Consider the following 23,366-nt stretch of genomic DNA (forward strand, 5'->3'; position numbering starts at 1 on the left):
TAATCAGTTCAGAGCCTCACAGGCATCTCAATCCAAGGCGCATTGACGCAGAAATGGTTATTCCCTTTTAAGGCAATGCAACACGGGAGTGGGATGCCTGTGAGGCTCCCGAAGGGCGGGTTTCAATGCGCTTTATACTGCGTTCAAGGCTTTAGACAGAGCACCACTATGCCTTCAAGCCTTCGCCTTGTCTAAAGCGCGTTGAACTCCCGCTGAATGAACAGATATTTAATACGATTGGTATAAGCGCATTTGCCAATCTTCCACTGTCTGTGATGCTAAGCGCCGTTGTAGGCTATTCACCCAACTCTGCGCTAATCCCTCGCAGCAAGCTAAACGATCATAGCCGCTGGTATTAAAGGTAGGGGAAAAATAGAGTGCCATAGCCTCGGCGACACTGATGTCCGTACGGCGCTCAACCAATTCAATCTTATCGTTTAACTGAATAATCCCAGGCGTTAATACTCGATAAAACCAACCACATAACTGGCTCTGCTGCATGGCGAGGGCAAATTCTTTGTGCCCAAATTGCAGATTCAACTTAAAGCAAGGTGAACGCGGCTGAGTGACCTGCACTGTTACGGCGCCAATTTGTAAGATATCACCAATATTAACTTGGGTTTCGTTCAGCCCAACGGTACTGATGTTCTCCCCCATACTGGGCGCATCTTCGAGTTGAGTGATTAAATCCCAACGACGATATTGGCCGTAATGCTCGCGGGGAAAATGATGTAACACGCGATCGAGTCCGCCATGGTGTTTAGGATCGGCCTGTGCATCCCCTTCAACATGGCTGACATGCACTAGCAGTTGTTGAGCAGCTTGCTTGCCATCAATACCTGTGGCGACACCTGCCATTTCCTGCAGATGCGTCCCTAAATACAACCCAGATAACTTATTGATCAACAACGTTGACATCTGTAACCCCCAATCCATAACCCATCTCGCATTACCGCCAGAGTGTAAACCGCGATACGCCAGTAACACAATCAACTTGCTCAATAACTCATAAAAGTAGGCGACATCTTGCCACCAATAAGCACGGGGCTGAATCTATGAATGATTTAACACCACTTGATTTCGACCGGCTTCCTTAGCCTGATACAAGGCCAGATCGGCACGCTTGATCAGATCTTCTGCAGGCTCTTGCGCCTGATGCTCGGCGACGCCGATACTGGCAGTAATAGAAATATGTAATCCATTCACTTTAATTTCCCGCTGAAAAATAAGCTCACGGATCTGTTCAGCCAGTTCTGCCGCTCGGGTTAAATCCATCCCCGGAAGTAAAATCAAGAACTCCTCGCCGCCCCAACGACATAAAATATCCTGTTGCTGCAGCGCGCCACGCAGCATATTCGTCATGGTTTTTAATACTAAGTCACCAATCCCATGCCCATAGCTGTCGTTCACTTTTTTAAAGTGGTCAATATCCAGCAAGAGTATTGAAATCGGCGATTGTGCCAACTTAGCCTTATCTAACGCCTGCCTAAAGTACTCATCAAATACCTGACGGTTAGCGGCGCCAGTAAGCTTATCGGTAGACGCCATCACTTCTAATTTGCGCTGATAACGACCTAAGGTCATGTTGGAGATGAATAAAATCCCTAGGGTCACCATTAGGCTTAAGCCCAAGTTGCCCCAAAAAGTATTCAGTAACTCCCGCTCCTGAGGCGCATCTTCCTGCTCAACAATCAAATACCACTTAAATTCAGGGACTAGACGGCTGTTGAGATAAACGGTTTTACCATTTCTCTGGTAGCTAAAAGCCGCACTTGGACTGGTTAAAATACGCGTCGCTAAATTTTCAAGCCCGGGACTGGTTTGCAGCGAATCCGCACCATCATATTCATCGCCATGCAAAGTGACATTGCCCTGCCGATCGGTAAAGAACACACGACGGTTATAACGTTTTTGATAAAGCTCGATGAGAGACTTAACCTTTTCAACCGCCAAACCCACACCGGTAACGCCTATAAATTTGCCTTCAAAATCAAAAACTTTATAGTTTACGAATACGGTTGTTTTACTGCGGTCCGCCGTATCAGCATCAATATTGACCTCATAATGCTCAGATTCGGGTAAAGAGCGCACTCGAAAGTACCAAGCATCATCGGGCTCAACATCTTGGATTTGTTTTAAAATACCCGTGGAGTGGTAATAATGCCGACTTTTCTCTGACACAAAAAAACTGGTGACTGTATCGTATTTCTCTTGGATTTCCTTAAGGTAACGGATCAGTTTTTCTGGCTCTTGCTCGTGGCTTAATGTCCAATCGCGAACAAAGGTATCCTGCGCCATCAAGGATGAAATAAAGATAGGTCGCAGCAAATCCTGCTGAATTTCAGAGTAAATATTGTCACTTGTGAGTGGTAGGGTATTACTCTCGATTTGTTGACTCAGTGAGTCATGGGCCACCTTGTAACTGATACCACTGGTCACTAAAAAGGCAACCAAAAGCAGAACAGAGAGCAACCAAATAAATTTATTCTTATCATTCCAAGCGTTATTGCCCATTCTCAACTCCAAAGACTACAGAACACCTTGAGTGGCTTATTATTTTAATGTCACGATAACTATTTTAGTTGAATAAATGTTAACGCAATTGCGCCATGGCCGCACAACATTTCAACCTTATGAATGTTCTGCGATGGAATAACTTTATTTTGAGCAAAAAAATGCCTCGTTGGGGAAACGAGGCAAAAAACATACTAACCAATAAATGGGAGAAAAGCACAAGAAAACGTTAAGGGACAAGAGCTATGCGCCACAAGACATACTCTAGCAAGGACGTATAACAAAAAGATGACTCAAACTGCTCGCCCGCAGATTTATCATGCGATTTACTTCGCCTCTAAATACTGTTTTAGTGCCTCACCAGGAATAGAACTATCGGTTGCCACTGCAAACGCCGCCCACACTGCGCCTTCTGCCATTGCCTCAGTAATCGACTGGCCAGTGCATAGACTATGGATAAGTCCTGCGGCATAGGCATCGCCAGCGCCTGTAGTATCAACTACAGTGGCAGGGATAGCCGCAACATGCTGCACTTGATCGTGCGTGTAAACCTTAGCCCCATTGATGCCATCGGTGACAATAAAATAACCTAATGAATTGCCAGCAATACTCACACCATACTCCCAGAATGCCGCTTCACACCTCCCCTGCATATCGCTCATAGAGGCCAGCAAAATATGACAAGGTCTCTGCCTATCATCCTTGGCTAATTGCGCGACCACTAGGCAATGTTCTAAAGCTGTTTTTGCCCAACTAACAGTGCCTTCAGCGGAAGTATTAAAATATAACGCATCCCATGATTGCCACTTCGGCGGTACCGATAATTCAAATATGGGTCTTTGTGGCCGAATAATTGTTCGCTCGCCGTCTGGCGTCATTACGAGCAGCATTTCACAAGTATTACTGGCACGGCGCTGCACTAAACGGCAATCGAGCCCTTGAGTGCTAGCTTCTGCAATCAACCAATCCCCCATATCATCACGACCAACTTGACTCACCAACGCGACGCTATGCCCAGCCCAAACTAAACCTAATCCGGTATTTGCCCCGCCGCCACCGAGCCTTTGTCCACCATCTTGATAATGGAAACGACCACCTGTTTTTAAAGGTTTATCAAGCAGTAAAATCCGATCACAGTTGAGATTGGCAACTAACAAAATATTCGCCATTACGCGGCTCCAAAGGGCAAAAAAGACTCAAGACCAGAAGATGAAAACAAAGAAATATCAATCTAGAGCAAAATGCTCACTGGTACAATCCAATCATCAAGATAGCAACACAATCAGGCTATGGCTGACGCCTGTGTAAGCATTTGTCCCGAATAAGATAAGGAGAAAAGTCCATCACCATACGGTAAAACTGACTATTTCAGCTCAACCCTCTGTTTAAAATAGATTTCTATATTGCATGACGCCCAACGGCATAAATGCATACAACAAACTTCAAACCAGCTCAGTTAAATAGCAATAACTGTCGTTAAAATATGTGAAGTGAATAAGGAATTAAATTTATGAATGGAATCAAACGCTATGCTAATGGAAAGATGGGATACCGCTGAAGAAAAAGCTGAGCAGCTACGCCGTTACCAGCTCTGCCTTGATGAGTTTAATGAGTTAGATTTTCACGATGTGTATGTGGCAGAAATAAAACAAGAATACCAACAACTTGCAGAGCTAGTAAAAGTGCAGTCAACGTCAGCTCCCGAACGTTAACTGCACTTACCTATTTAGTCACTTAACCATAAATCTTCAATTACTTTATTGGCGTCAATGGTGATAAAGACGCAAATTGTACTGCCAACGTCCAATCTGTGATAACCATATCTGACGGCTGCCAACTGTCATCAACCCACTCATAAATCAATCCTGGATTTTCCTCAGCATTGACTAACAAACGCCGTCCATCTTGCAATACCAGCGTATAATCGAGCCCCTGTGCATCGACACTTTCAATGTCCCCCAAGACATTATGTTTAATGGCCGAAATGGTTCCCGTTGCCTTAACGGCATCGCTCCCCTTTGCACCGCTGTAAAACGTTAACGCCTCGTTTGCGACAGTCTTATGAAAGACAAACTCCTCAGTCACACCCATTACGATCGATTGATCAAGTTCGTACCAGGCGGGTATCCATAATGCGTTAATTGTCATCCCGTTATATCCTGCATAATAATTTTACGGACGGGATCATTCTGCCTTAACCCCGACAGAGAAAATACTCTTCAGGGATAAAATAATTTTAATCCTAAAAAGGCTGGTATCACAAAACGCAATGCTCACTTCCTTTGTAAGATATTCTTAACTCTAAAGGTCATATCCGAGATGTTTTAGCGCCAGTGGCTGATGTTGGACTCAATTCGTGTTTCTGTTAGTTTGTAAATCAAATCGACACATTAAGCTGACAAAGTGATCCTGAGCCCAGTAATCGCGTATAGAGTCACACACGATAGATTCATGTCCCCATGCTTGCAGCGCAGGCCGATAAATACGGAGTTTACTTGCCTATGGATAAGCCCATAACGCAACCCCCTCAAACCCTTAAGCTCATTGGTGAAACTGAGGCAGGAAAGCGTCAAGAGCTTAAGCAGTACTTTAATCAGACATGGGCTCTGTACGAGTCACTGTTTGATTTGATCCAAGAAGATAGCGCCTATTACCTCAAAGCCGAGCCGCTGCGTCATCCGTTGATCTTTTATTTTGGCCATACGGCCACTTTCTATATCAACAAGCTCAAACTCGGCAAATTTCTCGACGAACGGGTAAACGATAACTTCGAATCCATGTTTGCCATTGGTGTCGATGAGATGTCTTGGGACGATCTGAACGAGCAACATTATCCATGGCCGAACGTGGCAGAAGTGCGAAGCTATCGCCAGCAAGTTAACGCTGTCGTCAATCGCGTGATTGATGAAATGCCGCTGGCGCTGCCGCTCACTCAAGACAGCCCAGCTTGGATCATTTTAATGGGCATTGAACATGAGCGTATTCACTTAGAAACCTCATCGGTGATCATCCGCCAACTGCCGCTGGAACTTATCGCACCTAACAGCTACTGGCCTGCTTGCCAAGACACCGCCCCTGCCGAGGCCAACAGTTTATTAGCTGTAAAAGGGCAAAAAGTGACCTTAGGTAAAACTGAACAAGATCAAACCTACGGCTGGGACAACGAATACGGCCATAAAATCTTTAATGTTGCCGACTTTAAGGCCTCTAAATTCTTAGTCTCGAATCAAGAGTATCTCGTATTCGTCGAGGCTGGCGGTTATCGCTCACCCCAATTTTGGAATGAAGAAGGCCAAGCTTGGCTTGCCTATACCCAAGCTCAAATGCCGCGTTTTTGGCGCTTAAAACAAGACAAATGGTGGCAACGTAACTTAACCGAAGAAATCCCGCTGCCATTAAACTGGCCGGTAGAAGTGAATCAACTCGAAGCTAAAGCCTTCTGCAATTGGAAAGCCGAGCAAAAGCAAAGCAATATTCGCCTACTGACGGAAGCCGAATGGTACATATTACGTGAGAGTGTACCTGCCGATGCGCCAGACTGGCATGAAGTACCGGGCAATATTGCTTTGGCTTATTACGCCTCTTCTTGCCCAGTGAATCGCTTCGAACATAATGGCTTTTTCGATATTGTTGGTAATGTTTGGCAATGGACAGAAACCGCAATCGACGGCTTTAACGGTTTTGCCGTGCATCCACTCTATGATGATTTTTCGACTCCAACCTTCGATGGTAAGCATAATCTCATCAAAGGTGGTTCGTGGATCTCCACAGGTAATGAAGCCATTGCTTCGTCACGCTATGCGTTTCGTCGACATTTTTATCAACACGCTGGCTTCCGCTATGTGGAATCCACGCAAAATCCCGCCCAAATGGCCGAGGTCAATGTGTACGAAACTGATGAACTGATTTCCCAATACCTTGAATTCCACTACGGCGCCGAATATTTCGGGGTTGCTAACTTCTGTGTCAATGGCGTGCAGCAAGCACTCAGTGAAATTCAACTCACCCATACCGCCAAAGCCCTCGACATCGGCTGCTCCGTAGGTCGAGCGAGTTTTGAACTGGCAAAAGTGTTTGATCATGTTGATGGTATCGACTTTTCGGCGCGCTTTATTCAACAGGCCTATGCGCTGACCGAACAAGGTGAAAAACGTTACACCATACGTACCGAGGGCGACTTACAGGAATTTAAGAGCGCGAGCCTAGCTAAACTTGGCTATGGCCTTGAGGCGAAAAAAGTCAACTTTATGCAAGGTGATGCCTGTAATTTAAAGCCAATGTATACAGGTTATGACTTGGTTTATGCCTCGAACCTTATTGACAGACTGAACGATCCTAAGCACTTTTTAACCAGTATTGCCCAGCGGATTAATCAAGGTGGATACCTTGTTATTACTTCGCCGTACACTTGGCTGGAGGATTATACGCCCAAGGATAAATGGCTCGGTGGTGTTAAAGTCAAAGGAGAGAACTTCACCACCTTAGATGGCTTGACCGAAACCTTGATCGGCCAATTTGAGCTGGTCGCAGTGAAGGAGATTCCCTTCGTCATCCGCGAGACAAAACGTAAATTCCAACATTCCATCTCCGAAATGACAATTTGGCGTAAGCGTTAATGCTCTCTCATGGAATAAACAACTGAAGTCTCAATAAAAATATCCGCCAGAAATCCATTTCTGGCGGATGTGTAACATCCAGCTCAGTCATATTTGCAGCATCAACTAAGGTTGAACACGGCAAATACAGCGCAAATACCTACACCTTAAACTGTGCCGTTGTTAAACCAAGCTGATTCGCTAACCCTAACAAACTGCGCGTACTCGCCGCCACTTGGCTGATCGCCGCGCTATTTTCTTCCGCCGCCACGCTCAAGCCAGCAATCCCCTGTGCAATCGTTGCCGAAACCGTTGTTTGCTCCTCCGCGGCGGTGGCGGTTTGGATCATTAATGCCTTTAAGGTTTCTAAACGTAAAGCGATGTCATCCACTGCGGCTTGCATGCCATCGGCATCTTCTGCGGTTTTAGAGGCTTCAGTTGTACAAGTCACACTATGCAGCGCCAACACGCCAGATTGCTGTTGAATGCCTTTTAACACTTGACCAATATCCTGAGTAGCCAACTGAACCTTAACTGCTAACTGGCGCACCTCATCGGCAACTACGGCAAAGCCACGACCATGTTCACCAGCTCTCGCTGCTTCAATCGCCGCATTAAGTGACAGCAGATTCGTTTGTTCAGCAATCGCATTAATCACAGCCAATACCGAACCGATTTTCTGACTGTCAGCCTCAAGGCTGCCCACCTGTTGATGTATGGTCGCAAAACTGCTCAAGGTCACTTTCAAGCTTTTACGTGTGCTGGCTAAATTTTGCGAAAGAATTTCACTCGAATGAGTACAGGCAGAGACTTCATCAGAGGATTTAAGCGTATTCGTGCTGATTTCCGCGGCGGCATAACTCATTTCTTCGACTGCGGTTGCCAGCATATCGGTCTCTTTCGCCTGCATCTGAATACTGCAATCGGCTTGGGTCATAGCGGCAGAATTTTGTTCCGCGGCGGATTCGAGTTCATGTCCAACGCCCACCAGCTGACTAATGATTTCTTTGAGCTTTGTTTGCATCCTGGCCAACCAGCTCATCAGATGATTATCCGTTTGAACATGGGGCAGATTATGGGTGAGATCCCCTGAGGCGATCATGCTGGTCAAATTGCACATGTCCTCAGGCTCACCGCCGAGTGGCTTCAACACAAATCCTGTGACTAACTTAGCAGCAGCGAATGCCAGCACTAAGGCCGCCACGCAAACAAATAAGCCAATAAACAACATTCGATAAGCCGGCGCCGCGATTTCGCTTACGTCAATTTCAGCCATCAAGCCCCAACGTAAGCCAAGTTCAACAACGGGAGAATAAGCAGATAACACTGGATTATGATTGTAGTCATTCACTTGCATCACACCAGTCTTACCCGCCAACGCCTCTTTCACCGCAAGTGTGTCGACGCCATTCTGGGCAACCGTTCCAGCGAAGGAAGCGGTCACAGTGCGATTGTTCGGGTCAAGAAAAGAATCGGAACGCATGCGATTATTGGGGCCAATTAAATAGGTCTCGCCACTTTGTCCCATACCTTCGCGGATCTGCATAACTCGGTTGATGCGGTCAATTGATACTTGAGCCGCCACCACTAATCTTTGCTGATTGAATTGAATCGACTGACCAATAAATGCCGCTGGTTGGCCATTTGAAGGGGCGTATGCGGAGAAGTCTTGCAATAATACAGTACCAGTAGCCCCCAAAGCCTTATTGAATAACTGCGCTAATCCCGAATCATGATAAGGCCCAGTGCGAAGATTTGTGCCGAAATCCGACTCCTTCGCGGCGGTGTAAAACACAGTGCCGTCATCCCGAATGATGAACAGATCATAGAAACCTAAAGACTTATTTAACGACTTTAAGGTCTCATCAAGGTCGGAGATAGTATCGAGGCTTTTTTGGCTGGCGATCACCGCACTAACGGCCTGCAGGTTATCTGAAAAGTCCTGAAACATACCGACAATCTGTCGCTGCTTGATCTCGCGCACCGCCACTAAACGAGACTGAGCCTCGGCAAATAACTCATCCCGAGCAATGTAAGTCACTATCGCGGTAGCAAATATGAGGGGTAATAGGACAATCAATAAACTGATCAGCTGAATTTTACGAGTAAAACCCATGGTGAGACTCCTTGTCGCGCTTCTAATTCCATTCATTCACTTTTTGCAAAATTAAATCTGCCCTAAAACTATAGGAGAAGAATCTCAGCTAAACAAAGCGATGCCGACTATTTTCATCAAAAGTTCACCTAAATGCTGCCAACCAATTATTTTTAAATAGAAAAATGATTAATAACTTTAAATGACAGCCAAGCCATACCGACCATTTCAAACAAAATGATAGAGTGGAAAACACTCTATAAACCGAACGTTAGCATCAACTTATATTCCATACGCACATCCACACGACAAATGATGCATTGAAAATTATTAAATATGCATATAAATTCACCTCAAGCCAATTTAAAGAGGATTAATAATGAGTTTACTCGAGCAAGTGTCAGTATCTAAAAAAGCCAATATTTACTTTGATGGCAAAGTGGCTAGCCGTAGCGTATTTTTTGCAGATGGCAGCAAGCAAACCTTAGGTGTTGTATTACCAGGAGAATATGAGTTCTCGACTTCTCAAGGCGAAATCATGGAAGTGACTAGCGGCCGTTTTGAGGTGTTACTGCCAGAAACAATAACTTGGCAAGAATTTAGCGAAGGAACTCAATTTGAACTGGCTGCAAATGTCAGCTTTAAAATTCGTAACACAGCCATTGCAGAATATTGTTGCAGTTACCTCTAATCATCTTGATTGAGTAAAAGTTTCAATATCAATTATGAATCTAATGCTCACAGTGACGGTTTATCTCAGCACTGTGGGTATTTTGTCTTACCGAACCATTTCTCCTTACCACAATTTCACCCTCTGCATGCTTTATCCGTCTGGCTTTTTATCAATTTGATAGCTTTATTAGGCAGACCCAAGACAGTTTAAACCTCGCGACTTAAAGAAGACTAAATTGGGCGTGTTGATATCGCCGATAAAAACAACACTAGACGACCGGTCTAATTTGTTTTATTCTAACCCACATGAAAATTGAAACTCAATCCACTCGCCAGCACATTCTCGACATCGGCTACAAGCTGATCGTACGTAAAGGCTTCTCCAGCGTCGGCTTATCGCTACTGCTGCAAGCCGCCGAAGTGCCTAAAGGCTCGTTTTATCATTACTTCAAATCCAAAGAACAATTTGGCGAAGCGCTCATAACTGATTATTTCGAAAAATATCAGTTAGATTTAGACGCATTATTCAATGACTCGACGCTGACGGGCTATCAACGCTTGATGCAGTACTGGCAACAATGGTTGCACGTACAAGCCGATGGCTGCGTAGATCAAAAGTGCCTAGTCGTGAAACTCAGCGCTGAAGTGGCCGATTTATCCGAAGCCATGCGAGTTGCCTTACTTAAAGGTTCCGCCGGCATCATAGACAGGTTAACCACTTGTGTTCAAGTTGGCATAAACGACAGTTCAATCGCCGAGCAAGATCCGCAATCGACCGCAGAAATGTTGTATCACATGTGGTTAGGCGCCAGCTTAATGAATAAATTAGGCCACAGCCCTGCGGCACTCGAACGCGCTCTAGTGACGACTAAAGCCATTTTAACGCCTAAAACGGCCCTTTAACCTAATACCGACTCAAAACTAATATTGGCTGATATCAGTCAGCCCAGATTTTTAAAGAATACATTCTCACTCCCCAAAATTAGACGACTGGTCTACTAATTTGATAGGCGATTAATTAACGCAGCGCATTTAACACTGCTAATTTAAAGTAACTCACTTAAAGTAATAAGGGATAAATCATCCATGCTAAATTTTAACTATTACAACCCAACCCGTATCCGTTTTGGTAAAGACACTATCGACGAAATAGATGCTTTAGTACCGAGCGATGCTAAAGTCATGATCCTCTTTGGTGGCAGCAGCGCCAGAAAAACCGGCACGCTAGATGAAGTTAAACAATCATTGGGCAATCGTTTCGTTGTCGAGTTCGATGGCATTGAGCCAAACCCAACCTATGAAACCTTAATGAAAGCCGTCGCCCAAGTGCGCGAACAGAAGATCGACTTCCTGCTCGCAGTGGGTGGTGGTTCGGTTATCGATGGCACTAAATTTGTTGCCGCTGCAGCAGTATTCGAAGGTGAACCTTGGGATATTCTTACTAGCTGGGGCGCAAAAGTAACTCAAGCTATGCCTTTTGGCTCAGTATTAACCTTGCCTGCGACGGGTTCAGAAATGAACAACGCCAGCGTAGTGACCAGAAAATCACTACAAGCTAAGCTGCCATTCCGTAATGACTTGGTTTATCCACAATTCTCAATACTCGATCCGACGAAAACCTTCACCCTGCCAGAACGCCAAGTGGCCAACGGTGTAGTCGATGCTTTTGTGCATATCACAGAACAATACCTCACTTACCCCGTTAACGCCGCCGTACAGGACAGATTTGCCGAAGGTCTGTTACAAACCTTGATTGAGCTTGGTCCACAGGTATTGGTTCAACCCGAAGACTACGACATTCGCGCTAACTTAATGTGGGTTGCCACTATGGCACTCAACGGCACGATTGGCGTAGGCGTTCCGCACGATTGGGCAACCCACATGATAGGCCATGAACTGACTGCGCTTTACGACATCGACCATGCGCGTACATTGGCAATCGTATTGCCTGCTCTGCTGCAATGTACCAAAGAGGCTAAGCGCGAAAAATTACTCCAATACGCAGACCGCGTGTGGCACATCAACACAGGTACCGATGACGAGCGCATCGATGCCGCTATTGCAAAAACTAAGGCTTTCTTCGAAGCCATGGGCATACCGACACATTTATCTGCCTATGATCTCGATGCCAGCCACGTTGATACCGTAGTGAAACAGCTTGAACTGCACGGCATGGTGGCACTCGGCGAACATGGCAACATTAACCCAGCAATGAGCCGTGACATTTTGACCTTAGCCCTATAACGTCAAATGGTATCCTGATTGAACTAAACCCAAAGCTCACACGTATTGATGTGAGCAACTTAGGTAAAGGTATGAAAATGAATATATTAATGGTACTAACTTCACACGATAAACTCGGCGACACAGGTTTAAAAACCGGCTTTTGGCTCGAAGAATTCGCCTCACCTTTTTATGAGTTTAAAGATAAAGGTTTTGACATTACCTTAGCCTCGCCATTGGGCGGTCAACCCCCGCTCGATCCAAAAAGTGATGAGCCAGACTTTCAAACTGAAGCCACTGCGCGCTTTAGCAAAGATCCTGAGGCACAAGCACTGCTAGCAAATACCACTTGCTTAAGTGAAATTAACGCAGCTGATTATGATGCGGTTTTCTATCCAGGCGGCCACGGCCCACTGTGGGATCTTGCCGAAGATAAACATTCTATCGCCTTGATTGAACAGTTCTATCAAGCGAATAAACCCCTAGGGCTCGTCTGTCATGCGCCTGCGGCACTGCTGCACCCTAAAGCCAGTGATGGTAAGCCATTGGTCAGCGGCAAGCGCGTTACCGGTTTCAGTAATTCTGAAGAAGAAGCCGTGCAACTTACTCATATCGTGCCATTTTTAGTCGAAGACATGCTGCAGAAAAACGGCGGCACTTATGTCAAAGGTGATGATTGGACAAGCTTTGTTGTCGCAGATGGCCATTTGATCACAGGTCAAAACCCAGGATCATCCGAAGCCGTTGCTCAGGCCATCGTCGCGCAACTGAACGCCAGAGGTTAAGCGATAAATGACGCGACACACTCAGCTTGAAGTGAATAATGACAAGCTCGAGTGTGCTAAATGCGGTAGAAATAGCTATCGCACCATAATGGTGCGATAGCTAAAAATGTACTCTCACAGTCGAAAGGGAAGCCAATGATCACCTTGCACCATCTCAATAAATCACGCTCTAAACGTATCATCTGGTTGCTAGAAGAACTCGGTCAACCTTATCAAATTAAGAGTTATCAGCGTGATAGCCAGACTTTTCTCGCGCCACCCGAACTTAAGCAAATTCATCCGTTGGGCAAATCACCCGTTATCGAAATGGACGGTCAAGTGATTGCGGAGTCAGGCGCGATCACTGAGTATCTGATTGAAAAATATGCGGCTGATACCTTAGCCCCCGCTAGAGACAGCGCTGACTACATCGATTATCTGCAATGGCTACACTTTGCCGAAAGCTCAGCCATGCTACCTTTGTTACTGCGTATGTTCGTGCAAAAGGATGGCTGTAAAACCAACTTCCTTGAAGGTTATGCCGCGATAGAAGTCAGTAAGATAAGCCACTACTTCAATGATATGTTGGCCGGTAAAACCTACTTGGTTGCAGACAAGCTCACAGGTGCGGATATCATGATGTCCTTCGTGGTGGAGCTACTGGCTAATAGTGGCGACCTCGAAAAATTTGAACACATTCAACGCTATGCCACTCAATTATCCCAGCATGCCGCTTGGGTTAAAGCGAGTGAGATCGAGAAACAACTCGACGCAAGCGTGTAATTTACAACTCGAGTTCGGGTACATGAGTGTGCCCGAACTTCAGTTCGTTCAACCCAGTCCGATTTCTAGCTCTCCCTTTCCTGTCGCGTTTTACGCCTTCCATGTAGCGACGCCGCATAACAAACACCATGATTTTTGATGTAAAAGAGACTAATCTTGATTAACTCTCTCTCAAGGCTACAGGGACTTTAGCATGCGTTCACTCACACTCATCGGCTTAGTGCTATTTAGCATGTTAGCGCAAGCGACGGTTTATAAATGGGTCGATAAAGATGGCAAAGTCCATTACTCAGATGAGCCGCAGCCAAATGCCCAAGTCGTTGAGCTAAAAGAGAAGACCTTAAATCAAATTGCCCTTCCTCAGCCCAAAACAGACTCAAATAACGCAAACCAAGCAATTGAATCTATTCAATATAAAGTTAATATCACTTCCCCAGCAGAAGAAGAAACCGTCAGAGATAATAATGGCGATTTCGACGTCGTTGCGACTATCACCCCTGAGCTAAAAAGCCAGTATTTAATGGTCCTCAAACTCGATGGCACCCCCGTCGGTCAGCCGCAAATTGGCGGTACCTTCAAACTCAAAAACATCGACCGGGGTGAACATACCTTAGTCGTTGACGCTTTGACTCAAAACGGCAAAGTCTTTGCATCAAGTTCACCAAGAAAGATATTTCTTCATCAAGCAGCTAAGCGTTAATGCCACTCAATGCATAGATAAAGTTAGTATAAAAACTTTAAATACATAGAGTTAGATTAAACGCCCAAGACTAAACCGTTTGATGAAGACAAGTTGCAGCTTGCACCAGATTGGTGCACCATAGTGGTGCAACCCTATTTCTAGGAACGGTCGATGGATAAAGAGACACTGCTCAATCATTTAGTTACCGCTGTACTTGTCATCGATAAGGATCTTAAGCCTTGTTATGCCAACGCAGCAGCAGAGCAATTATTAGGTGTTGGCAGCCATAGACTCGTAGAACAAGCTTTGCCTGAGCATTATCAAATCCTCGGTGTCGAAGCCCAGTTATTGAGGGATGCAGTAACAGCTGGCCAAGGTTTAACGGTCAATACAGCGGCCCTAGTCACGCTCGATGGCCAGCACCATACCGTTGATTTAACCCTTATTCCCCTCGATGACGAGGCTGAACTCAGCCTGCTCGAACTGCGCCAAGTCGATCAACAAAGACGCATTCATCAGCAGCTGAGTCAAGATGCACAGCAACAAGCGGCGCAGTTTTTGGTGCGCAACTTAGCCCATGAAATCAAAAATCCTTTAGGCGGCCTGCGCGGTGCAGCGCAATTGTTATCGCGGGAGCTGGATGATCCGGCGCTGAAGGAATTCACTACCCTCATCATTGAGCAGGCCGATCGACTGCGTAATTTAGTGGATCGCCTGCTCGGCCCCCAAAGGCCAACACAGCACAGTCTGCACAACATCCATCAAGTGGTGCAAAAGGTCTATAAATTAGTTGAAATGGCGCTACCCGCTAACATTCAGCTTAAACGGGATTACGATCCATCCATTCCCGATATCGAGATGGACCCAGACCAAATGCAGCAAGCCGTGCTCAACATTTTACAAAATGCGGTGCAGGCGCTTGAGCATACGGGCGGCGAGATTTTGATCCGCACTCGCACTCAACACCAAGTCACTATAGGTTCACAGCGCCACAAGCTAGTGTTAACCCTATCGATTATCGACAACGGCCCCGGCATACCGCCTGAGCTGATGGACACATTATTTTATCCAATGGTGACAGGCCGTGAGCAAGGTTCAGGTTTAGGCCTCTCAATTGCCCATAATATTGCCCGTTTACACTCGGGCAGAATCGATTGCCTCTCCAGCGCTGGGCACACCGAATTCATCATTTCATTACCGATTTTAGGCGCTAAATAATTTCGACAGTACCTACCCATACCGTATGAGGAAGCAAGATGCGAATTAGTGAACAAGTGTGGATCCTCGACGATGACAGCTCGATACGTTGGGTACTCGAAAAGGCACTACAAGGTGCCAAGCTCAGTACCGCCAGCTTTGCCGCCGCCGAATCCCTGTGGCAGGCCTTAGAAATATCGCAACCGCACGTGATAGTGTCGGACATCCGTATGCCAGGCACGGACGGGTTAAGTCTACTCGAACGATTGCAGGTGCATTACCCCCATATTCCCGTGATCATTATGACGGCGCACTCAGACTTAGACAGCGCCGTCAGTGCCTATCAAGCGGGCGCATTTGAGTATCTGCCTAAACCCTTCGACATCGATGAGGCGATCTCTCTGGTCGAGCGCGCACTCACCCATGCCACTGAACAGAGCCCCGCACCCGCGCAGGAAGCCCAAGTCAAAACACCCGAAATCATAGGTGAAGCGCCAGCTATGCAGGAAGTGTTTCGCGCCATAGGCAGGCTTTCACGCTCGTCGATCAGCGTGCTGATCAATGGCCAATCGGGGACGGGTAAAGAATTAGTGGCTGGCGCGTTACACAAACACAGCCCACGTAAAGATAAGCCGTTTATCGCGCTGAACATGGCTGCGATCCCTAAGGATTTGATCGAATCAGAGCTATTCGGCCACGAAAAAGGTGCCTTCACTGGCGCAGCCAATGTCCGCCAAGGTCGGTTCGAACAAGCAAACGGTGGCACCCTCTTTTTAGATGAAATCGGCGACATGCCGCTAGATGTACAAACACGGTTACTCAGAGTACTTGCCGATGGCCAGTTCTACCGCGTCGGTGGTCATAATGCGGTGCAAGTGGATGTGCGTATTATAGCGGCGACTCACCAAGATCTTGAATTATTAGTGCAAAAAGGCGGCTTTAGGGAAGACTTATTCCATCGCCTCAACGTGATCCGCGTGCACTTACCGCCACTGTCACAAAGACGGGAAGACATTCCCCAACTCGCCACCCATTTCCTCGCCTCGGCAGCGAAGGAAATTGGTGTAGAAACTAAAATAATGACCAAGGAAACCGCGGTAAAACTATCCCAATTACCTTGGCCCGGTAATGTCAGACAACTCGAAAACACCTGCCGCTGGTTAACCGTTATGGCATCGGGGCAAGAAATTTTACCCCAAGATTTACCGCCAGAATTACTGAAAGATCCTGTGAGTGTCACCCACACGGCGAAAGGCAGCCAAGATTGGCAATCGGCACTGACTGAGTGGATAGATCAAAAACTCTCGGAAGGAAACAGCGATCTATTAACTGAGGTACAACCCGCTTTCGAACGCATACTGCTAGAAACTGCGCTGCGCCATACCCAAGGCCATAAACAAGAAGCGGCGAAACGTTTAGGCTGGGGACGAAATACCTTAACGCGAAAACTCAAAGAGCTGTCGATGGATTGAGTAAATAAAATAACGTTATCACTCGTAATCCCGACACAAGATTATTAATAATAAAAAAGTAAAAAGGGATATTTTCATATCCCTTTTTATTTGAAATTCTTTTCATTGGCATTAATTAAATATGCCAAATATAAAGAAATTAGAATTGATAATGCACACCTACAGCGAATTGCTTAATATCGGTGTCTATATCTTTTAATCCTAAATAGCTACGGTCTGCATCTAAATCGCCCGTAGTGACATCATAGCTTACACGGATATTTAAGTGTTCTGTTACGGCGGCATTAACGCCTACACCGTAAGTCCAACCAAAACCAGTAAAGTCTTCATCGTAACCATAGCCATCAACATTCACAGCCATAGATGCGATACCCACTTTGGCATAGGCAGAGAAAATATCATTGATTTGTGCAGTAAATTTAGGTGTGAAGCTTAATGCGCCAGCACTAATATCAACATCCTTATCGCCTAAGTCGCCAGTGGCGAACAGGTTAGCTTCTAAACCAAACCACTCATTGAAGTTATAGCCACCGTATACGCCTACACCAGTACCGGTTTCTGAACCACCAAAAGTATCTGCTGTGACTCTATTTAATGCGCCACCCACATAAAATCCTGTCGTGTCGGTTGCAGCAGATACTTGAGTAGCCGCGAATGCTGATAGTAAAGAGATAGCAACAATTGATAACTTATTCATCATATTTCCCTAATGATTTAACGTAAGTATTAGACAGCGCGGATATTACAATAAGCAATTAAGAAGTGTCATGGTTTAAATTACCAAAATACAAACCATACAGCATTGATTCAGCTTGAGTCGAAAAATGGAAGTTTTAGTTATTCGCTATGTAGCAAAACCATACTTACTGTAAGTATTTTTTTTAAATTGAAACAATTAACGATGTTAACTTAGCACCCGCAACAATCCTATAAAACTGGCATATAGCCAACGTATGAGGGAACAACGCCTTCTCACATCTAAACATTCGGATACGACAACTCGGCCAGTCGCTAGACAAATAATACGGGTGCGCCAAAGGAATAATGGCCAGATATGGACTCGATAAGTTTGGTTAGATATTTCAAAATCAATTTTCTGCGGTAGGTAATAAAGATGTTTACGCAGGACTAACTGACTCCAAGCCACCGCTATCACAGGAGTGACTGTACTATCTGCTTGATTCACTCTCGAGGACAGCGCTTGAGTTGAGACCGTAATTTCCGCATCTGCAGGAACGTTCACATCACGAATATCAGATTCAACTATCAACTCAAAGCGAGTCGATAGCCTCTGATAGCGACATATCAATCGAGTGGAATGATCCCATCTGTGACCTTGCTTCTGCATCCATGCCATCGCTTGCCCTTACTTTATGTTTCGTTGACTTCAGGTTTGACTGGGTCTTGGTGAATAATCACCTCGGCATCTTCAAAGGCGGCCTTGACCTTTATCCCTGTCGTATCGGCAATACTGTGGGCTTCATTCAAACTCAGATTGCCATCAAGCTCTAAATGGAATTGGATAAAAACGGTTTTGCCAGCCTGACGAGTACGTAAGTCATGCAGCCCTTGCACCCGTGGATCTTCCATCGCGATTTGCGTGATTTGCTGGCGAGTTTCTTCGTCTAACTCTCGGTCTAACAAGGCTTGAATTGAGCGATAGCCCAAGCCAAAGGCTTGATGACCAATATAGAATGCAATCATTACTGCAAATAAACCGTCAGCCCACCACCAACCATACTGGGATAGGACGAGTGCTAACAGTACCGCACCATTAAGGAATAAGTCTGACTTGTAATGCAGTGAATCGGCTTCGACAACAGTGCTTTTTGTCGCCGCTAATGCGCGTTTTTGCAACGTCACTAAAGCTAAAGTCATAATAATCGCGATAACAGAAACCACCACACCTATGGTGGCATTCTCAACGGGAACGGGCGTTAATAACCGCTCGCCACCATAAAAAAGCAACAGGAAAGCGGAGCCCATAATAAAGGCGGATTGCGCTAAAGACGCTAACGGCTCAGCCTTACCATGGCCATATCTGTGGTCATGATCCGGCGGCACAAGCGCGTAACGAATCGCAATAAAGTTGATGATGGAAGCGAGTGCGTCGGCAAAGGAATCCGTCAAAGATGCCAACATACTGGCAGAGCCGGAATAAAGCCAAGCGAACATCTTGATAAGAATAAGGATCAAAGCGGTAGCCACGGAAGCGCGGCTAGCCAGTTTGACCCAAAAATCGTATTGGGAAGTTTGAGTCATAAGGGATCTATCTTGAGAAGCTATGACCCTATTGTATATCAGCTAAGACGCTTAACCGCGAGGTTCTTTACCAGCTTGTGCTTCAAATCTCGCTTTAAACTTAGCTTGCTGCTCTGGTGTCAGCAGATTAAATATTTGATTATGCAGCTTCATACGTTCAATGGCTTGAGTTTGACGCTGCTCTTGCTGCGCACTCATCAGTGCCTTTGCTTGTGTTTCATCAAAACTAGGCGCGGTAATTAAGGCCTGCATCTCAGTGCGATGTGCCAAGCGTTCCTCTTTCGTTGGACGATTATCAGCGCGCGTGGCTTTCTGATCGGCAAACAACTTTTTGACGTCAGCTTTCTGGGCATCCGTTAAATCGAGCCCTTCAAACATACGATGCATGCCACCGTGGTCCATATGTCGGCCGCCATGTTCCATGCGGTCGCCTTTATGGAATTCAGATTTAGAGAAGTCGCAGCCAGCATCCTTAGGTGCAGCATTAACTGCCGTCGCGAAAACCGCAGAACTCGCTAGAATGGCAAACAGGCTCGCTTTCAAAGGTGATAATGTTTTCATAGTGTTAACCTCGATGGTTCAACTTTAATATGGCAATTAATAAGACACAGTGACGACCCTTTTAAGCCGAGTCACTTTCGACCCTTCCAGTCTAAACCCCTATATGTAAGTGAGGGCGTTGCCTGAGTAAATCACTGTAAAGTTGCGGCAATAACTCTATTCTTTACTTTGGCTTACATTGCTACACAGCAATTGACATCAAAACAGGTATACTCAGCCAAAGCGCTAAAAGTGCCAGTATTACATGGGCGCATAAGGCCATATTACAGAGATTAAGGAACAGTATGAGTCGGATATTATTAATCGATGACGATCTGGGTTTATCGGAGCTACTAGGGCAACTGCTCGAGTTAGAAGGGTTTCAATTAACCTTGGCCTACGACGGTAAACAAGGTTTAGATCTGGCACTGAGTGCGGATTACGATCTGATCTTACTCGATGTCATGCTGCCTAAATTGAACGGCTTCGAAGTCCTGCGTGCACTGCGTCAGCACAAGCAAACGCCAGTATTAATGCTGACCGCCCGCGGCGATGAAATCGATCGCGTAGTTGGGCTTGAAATCGGCGCCGATGATTATCTGCCAAAGCCGTTTAATGACAGAGAGTTAATCGCCCGTATCCGCGCCATTATTCGTCGTTCGAACTTAACAACCCAAGAAATCCATGCCGCGCCCGCACAAGAATTTGGCGATTTACGCTTAGACCCATCGCGCCAAGAGGCTTACTGTAACGAGCAGTTGATCATACTTACAGGCACAGAATTCACTCTGCTGCACACCCTAGCACTGCACGCTGGCGAGTTGATGAACAAGGAAGAGTTAAACGAGAAAGTGCTCGGCAAAAAACTCATGCCCTTCGATCGCAGCTTAGACATGCATTTATCGAATCTACGTAAAAAACTCCCCGAGCGTAGCGATGGGCGGCCAAGGGTGAAAACCATCCGTGGCAAAGGTTATATTTGGCTTCCATAACGGCGGTATCGACTGTGCCTAATCGTTTATTTATCAAATTATTGCTCGGATTCTGGCTCTGCAGCTCGCTGATCATTGCCTTGGTCGGTCTGTTACCCTTGCTGCAGCAGAGTCACGACCGTGCACCGCTGCCACCTCACCTTGAAAAAGTCCTATCGACCATAGCGCAGCGCATTCAAGAAAATCCTGCCTTACTGGAATCCGACTTTCTTCGTCGCTGGGAAAGGCACAGAGACATGGAAGGCAAGCCGCTACGGGTTTATCTCGTCAACAGCCAAGGCCAAGTCGTCAACACCCACAGAGTGAGTCGCGGTGTGCGCAGCTTTATGTTGATGGCCGATGAAGAAAAACAACCTATTAGCCATCAGTTTAAAGATGAGCTGGTGTTTGGCCCCTTTCAATTCAATCTGGGCGCAGAGACGTATTCGCTCTACGGCCGGCTGCCGGATAACCATCCGCGGCCTTGGTTTTTCTTCTTCGCCGAAAATAAGTTATTAACTTTAAGCCTAGCAATTTTCCTATCAGGATTATTATGTGGCCTGCTCGCGTGGCATTTAGGTAAAGCATTAAATTCACTTAAAAAGAGTGCTAATGCCCTCGCAGAGGGTGACTTAAGTCATCGTGTCGATAAGTCCACTACACAGCGTAAAGATGAAATAGGCCAATTAGCTAAGGCCTTCAATAGCATGGCCGACTCCATCGAATCTATGATGAACAATCAACAGAGATTGATGGGCGATATTTCCCATGAGCTACGTACCCCGCTCACCCGTTTACAATTGTCGTTAGCCCTCGCCCGTAAAAAGGGCCAGCAAACGGCAGAAACGGATCGTATCGGCTATGAAGCCGAGCAACTCGAAAAGCTTATCAGTGAATTGTTAGAACTCTCGCGGGTCAAGCTCAGCACTAACGAAACCAAAGTACATTTAGGCTTGGCAGAATCCCTGAGCCAAGTTTTAGACGATGCGGAATTTGAAGCAGAACAGCAAGGTAAAAGCATTACTATCGATATCGATGAAGAAATTGAGTTAGCGCATTTTCCTAAATCACTTTCCCGCGCGATTGAAAATCTGCTGCGTAATGCAATTCGCTATGCCGCAAGCGACATTCAGTTACAGGCGAGTGCAACAGCTGATCAAGTAAAAATCACGATAAAAGACGATGGACCAGGCATAGATGCCACCGAACTCGATGCCATTTTCAAACCCTTCTATCGCCCTGACTCTGCACGGCAAAGAGAAAGCGGTGGCTGGGGACTTGGGCTGGCAATCACTGAAGCGGCGATTACCGCCCACAAGGGTAAGATTAAAGCCGAGAACCGCATCCCAACCGGACTTGAAGTGACGATCACGCTGCCGAGGTAGCAGCTTGACCATGTAGCTGTAATAGCCAATCGGTAAATTTTTGTTTGGTGGGAATTCGCTTATCCGAATGTCCCATCAGCTGACCCATCGCATAGCTAAATTGATAATAGGTCTGCACATCGCCGCATTGTTTGCTGCCATCATCGCTGTTGATCATCGTACCGCGAATATAATTTTTGAGTAATTCATAACGATCAAACCCGGGGCGTTCGCCAACGGATAAAATTATGTTTTTATTCCATTTTTTATATTGATCCAGCAAATCACTAAATCGATGACGATAAACCTCCGAGGCTTGCAGCAACAACTCTTGATTAGGCATTACGCGTTCTATCACGAAACGCTTATGGGCTAAAACATCATGTAAGCGCTGGCAATGATGAAACAGATAACACTCAAAAGGATCACTATATTGTTGCCGATCCTGCTTCGCCGAAATCAACCAATCCTGATATTGAGCACAAGCGACAGCGACCACTAGATCAGCCTCTGTTGTAAAATGATTATAGATGGTTCCTTTGGAAATTTGACTCGCAGCAACAAGATGAGAACGGTACAAATCAAAACTTTGATGCCCCCTAAGGCATCGCTGCGCAACCTCAACAAGATAATCCGTTCTTTGTTCCCAGCTACTCATAGCGACCCCGTCACATTTCAATAAACAAAAACATTGCAACCTCACAATCAAACGATAACAGGGTTTGTGACCAGTCGATATTGAGTAATACTGATACCACTATGAGCAAACTCAATACCCCATGTTAAAAATCGAATTACTCGAAAGTTTTATCGCTGTTGCAGAATGCGGCAATTTATCTAAAGCTGCCGAACAGATCTGTCGAACGCAATCGACATTAAGCTTGCAGATAAAAAAACTGGAAGAGAGTGTCGGACAGCCTCTATTGCTGCGCGACAATAAAGGGGTAACGCTCACCGATTCAGGTAAGACACTACTTAACTACGCATACAAAATGATGCAGCTCAACTCCCAAGCGCTAGACGATCTTAAAGATTGCCAAAACCGAGAGATAATCCGCCTTGGGGTGCCGACCGATTATATTACGCGCTACCTCAGTAGCTGCTTATTGGAATTTATACGAGAGTTCACCTGTATAGAGTTGGTAATAGATACCGATGTCAGTGGTAATCTATTTAAACGCCTCCACCAAGGGGAATTTGACTTAATTGTAGCCACTCACTGGCTGCCACCT

Annotated in this window: 23 protein-coding genes; 13 read left to right on the forward strand and 10 right to left on the reverse strand. The window is 45.9% G+C overall.

The annotated features are described in order from the left end of the window. Window positions 1-228 precede the first annotated feature (228 nt). From Q4Q54_RS09615 to Q4Q54_RS09625, 3 genes are all read right to left on the reverse strand, one after another. Window positions 229-918 (reverse strand): MOSC domain-containing protein, encoded by a 690-nt coding sequence (locus Q4Q54_RS09615; RefSeq protein ID WP_311988320.1) that lies wholly within the window; start codon window positions 916-918, stop codon window positions 229-231. Window positions 919-1,053: 135 nt separating this feature from the next. Then, on the reverse strand, window positions 1,054-2,514 hold the full coding sequence (locus tag Q4Q54_RS09620) for a sensor domain-containing diguanylate cyclase (RefSeq protein WP_006079749.1): 1,461 nt from the start codon (window positions 2,512-2,514) through the stop codon (window positions 1,054-1,056). A gap of 326 nt (window positions 2,515-2,840) precedes the next feature. Next, window positions 2,841-3,683, reverse strand: coding sequence for a PfkB family carbohydrate kinase (locus Q4Q54_RS09625; RefSeq protein ID WP_311988321.1), 843 nt, complete (start codon window positions 3,681-3,683; stop codon window positions 2,841-2,843). 360 nt (window positions 3,684-4,043) lie between these two features. Between Q4Q54_RS09625 and Q4Q54_RS09630 the strand changes: the two genes are divergently transcribed. Further along, a complete protein-coding gene (locus tag Q4Q54_RS09630) occupies window positions 4,044-4,226 on the forward strand; it encodes a hypothetical protein (RefSeq protein WP_311988335.1) in 183 nt (60 codons plus the stop codon). A gap of 40 nt (window positions 4,227-4,266) precedes the next feature. Here Q4Q54_RS09630 and Q4Q54_RS09635 read toward each other — a convergent pair whose 3' ends face one another. Further along, a complete protein-coding gene (locus Q4Q54_RS09635; RefSeq protein ID WP_311988322.1) occupies window positions 4,267-4,662 on the reverse strand; it encodes a hypothetical protein in 396 nt (131 codons plus the stop codon). 353 nt (window positions 4,663-5,015) lie between these two features. Between Q4Q54_RS09635 and ovoA the strand changes: the two genes are divergently transcribed. Further along, a complete protein-coding gene (ovoA, locus tag Q4Q54_RS09640) occupies window positions 5,016-7,130 on the forward strand; it encodes a 5-histidylcysteine sulfoxide synthase (protein ID WP_311988323.1) in 2,115 nt (704 codons plus the stop codon). Window positions 7,131-7,269: 139 nt separating this feature from the next. Here the strand turns inward: ovoA and Q4Q54_RS09645 are convergent, their stop codons facing one another. Next, on the reverse strand, window positions 7,270-9,225 hold the full coding sequence (locus tag Q4Q54_RS09645) for a methyl-accepting chemotaxis protein (protein ID WP_259544441.1): 1,956 nt from the start codon (window positions 9,223-9,225) through the stop codon (window positions 7,270-7,272). Window positions 9,226-9,583: 358 nt separating this feature from the next. On the opposite strand from Q4Q54_RS09645, the gene Q4Q54_RS09650 reads away from it, so the two are divergent. From Q4Q54_RS09650 to glnG, 8 genes are all read left to right on the forward strand, one after another. Next, window positions 9,584-9,895, forward strand: coding sequence for a pyrimidine/purine nucleoside phosphorylase (locus tag Q4Q54_RS09650; RefSeq protein WP_311988324.1), 312 nt, complete (start codon window positions 9,584-9,586; stop codon window positions 9,893-9,895). Window positions 9,896-10,182: 287 nt separating this feature from the next. Next, window positions 10,183-10,779: a TetR/AcrR family transcriptional regulator gene (locus Q4Q54_RS09655; RefSeq protein WP_006086531.1), complete on the forward strand. Its 597-nt coding sequence runs from the start codon at window positions 10,183-10,185 to the stop codon at window positions 10,777-10,779. A gap of 183 nt (window positions 10,780-10,962) precedes the next feature. Beyond that, window positions 10,963-12,120, forward strand: coding sequence for an iron-containing alcohol dehydrogenase (locus tag Q4Q54_RS09660; RefSeq protein WP_311988325.1), 1,158 nt, complete (start codon window positions 10,963-10,965; stop codon window positions 12,118-12,120). Window positions 12,121-12,191: 71 nt separating this feature from the next. Continuing rightward, entirely contained in the window at window positions 12,192-12,884 is a 693-nt protein-coding gene (locus Q4Q54_RS09665) for a type 1 glutamine amidotransferase domain-containing protein (RefSeq protein ID WP_107403286.1), read from the forward strand. A gap of 135 nt (window positions 12,885-13,019) precedes the next feature. Further along, window positions 13,020-13,646: a glutathione S-transferase gene (locus Q4Q54_RS09670; RefSeq protein WP_311988326.1), complete on the forward strand. Its 627-nt coding sequence runs from the start codon at window positions 13,020-13,022 to the stop codon at window positions 13,644-13,646. Window positions 13,647-13,839: 193 nt separating this feature from the next. After that, window positions 13,840-14,346, forward strand: a complete 507-nt coding sequence (locus Q4Q54_RS09675) for a DUF4124 domain-containing protein (protein ID WP_311988327.1) — start codon at window positions 13,840-13,842, stop codon at window positions 14,344-14,346. 153 nt (window positions 14,347-14,499) lie between these two features. After that, complete coding sequence (gene glnL / locus Q4Q54_RS09680; RefSeq protein ID WP_259484011.1) at window positions 14,500-15,546, forward strand: nitrogen regulation protein NR(II); 1,047 nt, start codon at window positions 14,500-14,502, stop codon at window positions 15,544-15,546. Between the two features lie 38 nt (window positions 15,547-15,584). Continuing rightward, the gene (gene glnG, locus Q4Q54_RS09685) at window positions 15,585-16,997 is read left to right on the forward strand and encodes a nitrogen regulation protein NR(I) (RefSeq protein WP_006079736.1); all 1,413 of its coding nucleotides are present in this window, start codon (window positions 15,585-15,587) and stop codon (window positions 16,995-16,997) included. Window positions 16,998-17,136: 139 nt separating this feature from the next. Here glnG and Q4Q54_RS09690 read toward each other — a convergent pair whose 3' ends face one another. The 4 genes from Q4Q54_RS09690 to Q4Q54_RS09705 all read right to left on the reverse strand — a co-directional run bounded on the left by Q4Q54_RS09690 (window position 17,137) and on the right by Q4Q54_RS09705 (window position 19,820). Then, window positions 17,137-17,694 carry a porin family protein gene (locus tag Q4Q54_RS09690; RefSeq protein ID WP_311900643.1) on the reverse strand — a complete coding sequence of 186 codons (558 nt, stop codon included), beginning with the start codon at window positions 17,692-17,694 and terminating at the stop codon, window positions 17,137-17,139. A gap of 207 nt (window positions 17,695-17,901) precedes the next feature. Beyond that, on the reverse strand, window positions 17,902-18,354 hold the full coding sequence (locus Q4Q54_RS09695) for a hypothetical protein (protein ID WP_311988328.1): 453 nt from the start codon (window positions 18,352-18,354) through the stop codon (window positions 17,902-17,904). Between the two features lie 14 nt (window positions 18,355-18,368). Beyond that, window positions 18,369-19,259, reverse strand: coding sequence for a cation diffusion facilitator family transporter (locus tag Q4Q54_RS09700; protein ID WP_006086520.1), 891 nt, complete (start codon window positions 19,257-19,259; stop codon window positions 18,369-18,371). A gap of 51 nt (window positions 19,260-19,310) precedes the next feature. Further along, entirely contained in the window at window positions 19,311-19,820 is a 510-nt protein-coding gene (locus Q4Q54_RS09705) for a Spy/CpxP family protein refolding chaperone (RefSeq protein WP_113941370.1), read from the reverse strand. A gap of 284 nt (window positions 19,821-20,104) precedes the next feature. On the opposite strand from Q4Q54_RS09705, the gene Q4Q54_RS09710 reads away from it, so the two are divergent. Together Q4Q54_RS09710 and Q4Q54_RS09715 are read left to right on the forward strand one after the other, a co-directional pair. Continuing rightward, on the forward strand, window positions 20,105-20,791 hold the full coding sequence (locus tag Q4Q54_RS09710) for a response regulator (RefSeq protein ID WP_006079731.1): 687 nt from the start codon (window positions 20,105-20,107) through the stop codon (window positions 20,789-20,791). After that, complete coding sequence (locus tag Q4Q54_RS09715) at window positions 20,779-22,155, forward strand: ATP-binding protein (RefSeq protein ID WP_311988329.1); 1,377 nt, start codon at window positions 20,779-20,781, stop codon at window positions 22,153-22,155. The genes Q4Q54_RS09710 and Q4Q54_RS09715 overlap by 13 nt, the downstream gene beginning before the upstream one ends. On the opposite strand, the gene Q4Q54_RS09720 is transcribed toward Q4Q54_RS09715, so the two are convergent. Then, window positions 22,139-22,792, reverse strand: coding sequence for a TetR/AcrR family transcriptional regulator (locus Q4Q54_RS09720; RefSeq protein WP_311988330.1), 654 nt, complete (start codon window positions 22,790-22,792; stop codon window positions 22,139-22,141). The two genes, Q4Q54_RS09715 and Q4Q54_RS09720, sit on opposite strands and share 17 nt — an antisense overlap. A 121-nt stretch (window positions 22,793-22,913) precedes the next feature. Between Q4Q54_RS09720 and Q4Q54_RS09725 the strand changes: the two genes are divergently transcribed. Continuing rightward, a partial coding sequence (locus Q4Q54_RS09725; RefSeq protein WP_311988331.1) for a LysR family transcriptional regulator occupies window positions 22,914-23,366 on the forward strand: 453 nt, incomplete at its 3' end.

Source organism: Shewanella sp. SP2S2-4, assembly GCF_031932025.1.
GTDB classification, from domain to species: domain Bacteria; phylum Pseudomonadota; class Gammaproteobacteria; order Enterobacterales; family Shewanellaceae; genus Shewanella; species Shewanella baltica.

Coding starts and splice junctions, on each gene's coding strand:
- glnG (WP_006079736.1), top strand. CDS start 15,585: ATGCGAATTAGTGAACAAGTGTGGATCCTCGACGATGACAGCTCGATA.
- Q4Q54_RS09620 (WP_006079749.1), bottom strand. CDS start 2,514: ATGGGCAATAACGCTTGGAATGATAAGAATAAATTTATTTGGTTGCTC.
- Q4Q54_RS09670 (WP_311988326.1), top strand. CDS start 13,020: ATGATCACCTTGCACCATCTCAATAAATCACGCTCTAAACGTATCATC.
- Q4Q54_RS09655 (WP_006086531.1), top strand. CDS start 10,183: ATGAAAATTGAAACTCAATCCACTCGCCAGCACATTCTCGACATCGGC.
- Q4Q54_RS09690 (WP_311900643.1), bottom strand. CDS start 17,694: ATGAATAAGTTATCAATTGTTGCTATCTCTTTACTATCAGCATTCGCG.
- Q4Q54_RS09710 (WP_006079731.1), top strand. CDS start 20,105: ATGAGTCGGATATTATTAATCGATGACGATCTGGGTTTATCGGAGCTA.
- Q4Q54_RS09630 (WP_311988335.1), top strand. CDS start 4,044: ATGCTAATGGAAAGATGGGATACCGCTGAAGAAAAAGCTGAGCAGCTA.
- glnL (WP_259484011.1), top strand. CDS start 14,500: ATGGATAAAGAGACACTGCTCAATCATTTAGTTACCGCTGTACTTGTC.
- Q4Q54_RS09660 (WP_311988325.1), top strand. CDS start 10,963: ATGCTAAATTTTAACTATTACAACCCAACCCGTATCCGTTTTGGTAAA.
- Q4Q54_RS09645 (WP_259544441.1), bottom strand. CDS start 9,225: ATGGGTTTTACTCGTAAAATTCAGCTGATCAGTTTATTGATTGTCCTA.
- Q4Q54_RS09705 (WP_113941370.1), bottom strand. CDS start 19,820: ATGAAAACATTATCACCTTTGAAAGCGAGCCTGTTTGCCATTCTAGCG.
- Q4Q54_RS09635 (WP_311988322.1), bottom strand. CDS start 4,662: ATGACAATTAACGCATTATGGATACCCGCCTGGTACGAACTTGATCAA.
- Q4Q54_RS09625 (WP_311988321.1), bottom strand. CDS start 3,683: ATGGCGAATATTTTGTTAGTTGCCAATCTCAACTGTGATCGGATTTTA.
- Q4Q54_RS09665 (WP_107403286.1), top strand. CDS start 12,192: ATGAAAATGAATATATTAATGGTACTAACTTCACACGATAAACTCGGC.
- Q4Q54_RS09695 (WP_311988328.1), bottom strand. CDS start 18,354: ATGGCATGGATGCAGAAGCAAGGTCACAGATGGGATCATTCCACTCGA.
- Q4Q54_RS09650 (WP_311988324.1), top strand. CDS start 9,584: ATGAGTTTACTCGAGCAAGTGTCAGTATCTAAAAAAGCCAATATTTAC.
- ovoA (WP_311988323.1), top strand. CDS start 5,016: ATGGATAAGCCCATAACGCAACCCCCTCAAACCCTTAAGCTCATTGGT.
- Q4Q54_RS09675 (WP_311988327.1), top strand. CDS start 13,840: ATGCGTTCACTCACACTCATCGGCTTAGTGCTATTTAGCATGTTAGCG.
- Q4Q54_RS09700 (WP_006086520.1), bottom strand. CDS start 19,259: ATGACTCAAACTTCCCAATACGATTTTTGGGTCAAACTGGCTAGCCGC.
- Q4Q54_RS09720 (WP_311988330.1), bottom strand. CDS start 22,792: ATGAGTAGCTGGGAACAAAGAACGGATTATCTTGTTGAGGTTGCGCAG.
- Q4Q54_RS09615 (WP_311988320.1), bottom strand. CDS start 918: ATGTCAACGTTGTTGATCAATAAGTTATCTGGGTTGTATTTAGGGACG.